2 tRNA genes, 1 rRNA gene and 1 other annotated feature (1 of these 4 running past the window's edge) are annotated in these 2,500 nt (G+C 47.3%); all 3 genes read left to right on the plus strand.

Annotated elements, in window-relative coordinates:
• Positions 1-43 precede the first annotated feature (43 nt).
• Positions 44-678: a sequence feature (16S ribosomal RNA rRNA prediction is too short), on the plus strand.
• A 149-nt stretch (positions 679-827) separates the two neighbouring features.
• A tRNA-Ile gene (locus MED217_RS03270) sits at positions 828-901 on the plus strand.
• 180 nt (positions 902-1,081) lie between these two features.
• Positions 1,082-1,155: transfer RNA gene (locus MED217_RS03275), tRNA-Ala, on the plus strand.
• A gap of 244 nt (positions 1,156-1,399) precedes the next feature.
• Positions 1,400-2,500 (plus strand): 23S ribosomal RNA (locus tag MED217_RS03280) (it continues 1,715 nt past the right edge of the window).

Consider the following 2,500-nt stretch of genomic DNA (forward strand, 5'->3'; position numbering starts at 1 on the left):
ATTGAGGACTGGGTGGCCAAGCGAAAGTGATAAGTAACCCACCTGGGGAGTACGTTCGCAAGAATGAAACTCAAAGGAATTGACGGGGGCCCGCACAAGCGGTGGAGCATGTGGTTTAATTCGATGATACGCGAGGAACCTTACCAGGGCTTAAATGTAGTCTGACAGATTTGGAAACAGATTTTTCTTCGGACAGATTACAAGGTGCTGCATGGTTGTCGTCAGCTCGTGCCGTGAGGTGTCAGGTTAAGTCCTATAACGAGCGCAACCCCTGTGGTTAGTTGCCAGCGAGTCAAGTCGGGAACTCTAGCCAGACTGCCGGTGCAAACCGTGAGGAAGGTGGGGATGACGTCAAATCATCACGGCCCTTACGTCCTGGGCCACACACGTGCTACAATGGTAGGTACAGAGAGCAGCCACGTCGCAAGGCGGAGCGAATCTATAAAACCTATCACAGTTCGGATCGGGGTCTGCAACTCGACCCCGTGAAGCTGGAATCGCTAGTAATCGCATATCAGCCATGATGCGGTGAATACGTTCCCGGGCCTTGTACACACCGCCCGTCAAGCCATGGAAGCTGGGGGTACCTGAAGTCCGTCACCGCAAGGAGCGGCCTAGGGTAAGACCGGTAACTGGGGCTAAGTCGTAACAAGGTAGCCGTACCGGAAGGTGCGGCTGGAACACCTCCTTTCTAGAGCTTTGCTGCATAGCAGTTAAAGACACGACTATAAGGAAAGACGAAGTTTTAGTTTTAGTTGTCAATTCAAGATATTTTTCGGTTGATGATCCTGAATTCATTTCAGGATCATTCAATTGATAAATAGGACAGTCTCATAGCTCAGCTGGTTAGAGCGCTACACTGATAATGTAGAGGTCGGCAGTTCGAGTCTGCCTGAGACTACTACGCAAGCTTAGCTTGCGATTCAAAATCTTAAATTTAAGATTTAAGGTTTTGGGTAAAGTTCATAAACAAGTATTGAAGGAAATTTTAGAAGTTGGGTAACCCAGTTTGCAGTAAGCAGAAGCAGTTAGCAGTAATTTAGACTGTGTACTGAATACTGAAACTGCCTACTTTATAAATGGGGGATTAGCTCAGCTGGCTAGAGCGCCTGCCTTGCACGCAGGAGGTCATCGGTTCGACTCCGATATTCTCCACTTGTGCTGAACTTGTTTCAGCACCTCTTTGATAATTCACCTGCCAAGGTAGGAGGGTTAGAAGAAAGAGATCCTGAGACAAGCTCAGGATAAACGTTCATTGACATATTGGGAAATAATAAGAATACGAGAGAAACAAATTTTATATAGTTAGAAATAACTAAGTTATATTATAGATAGAACTCATTAATAATACAAAAGGCCAAGGTAGCAATACCAAGGTCCTTATAAGAGCAAAAAGTACAATAAGCTAAATAAGGGCGTATGGGGAATGCCTAGGCTCTCAGAGGCGATGAAGGACGTGATAAGCTGCGAAAAGCTGCGGGGATTGGCACATACAAATTGATCCGCAGATATCCGAATGGGGCAACCCACTATACTGAAGGTATAGTATCCGCAAGGAGGCAAACCCGGAGAACTGAAACATCTAAGTACCCGGAGGAAGAGAAAACAATAGTGATTCCGATAGTAGCGGCGAGCGAACTCGGAATAGCCCAAACCGGTTCTGTTACGGCAGGATCGGGGTTGTAGGACCACGACATTTTATGCGTAATGAATTAGAATCCTTTGGAAAGAGGAGCCATAGACGGTGATAGCCCGGTATAGGTAAAGAGCGTTATAGATAGTGGTATCCTGAGTAGTGCGGGGCACGTGAAACCCTGTATGAATCTGGCGGGACCATCCGCTAAGGCTAAATACTCCTGAGAGACCGATAGTGAACCAGTACCGTGAGGGAAAGGTGAAAAGAACCCTGAACAAGGGAGTGAAATAGACCCTGAAACCATACGCTTACAAGCGGTCGGAGCCCCTTTGGGGTGACGGCGTGCCTTTTGCATAATGAGCCTACGAGTTACTTTATCTAGCAAGGTTAAGATGTTCAGCATCGGATCCGTAGCGAAAGCGAGTCTTAATAGGGCGTATAGTTAGGTTGAGTAGACGCGAAACCGTGTGATCTACCCTTGGGCAGGTTGAAGCTGTGGTAACACATAGTGGAGGACCGAACCCGTTGACGTTGAAAAGTCTTGGGATGACCTGAGGGTAGGGGTGAAAGGCCAATCAAACTCGGAAATAGCTCGTACTCCCCGAAATGCATTTAGGTGCAGCGTTGATTTATAGTTTTATAGAGGTAGAGCTACTGATTGGATGCGGGGGCTTCACCGCCTACCAATTCCTGACAAACTCCGAATGCTATAAAATGTTAATCAGCAGTGAGGGCATGGGTGCTAAGGTCCATGTCCGAGAGGGAAAGAACCCAGACCATCAGCTAAGGTCCCCAAATGTATGTTAAGTTGAAAAAACGCGGTTGGACTGCCCAGACAGCTAGGATGTTGGCTTGGAAGCAGCC

The sequence above is a fragment of the Leeuwenhoekiella blandensis MED217 genome (assembly GCF_000152985.1).
Taxonomy (GTDB): domain Bacteria; phylum Bacteroidota; class Bacteroidia; order Flavobacteriales; family Flavobacteriaceae; genus Leeuwenhoekiella; species Leeuwenhoekiella blandensis.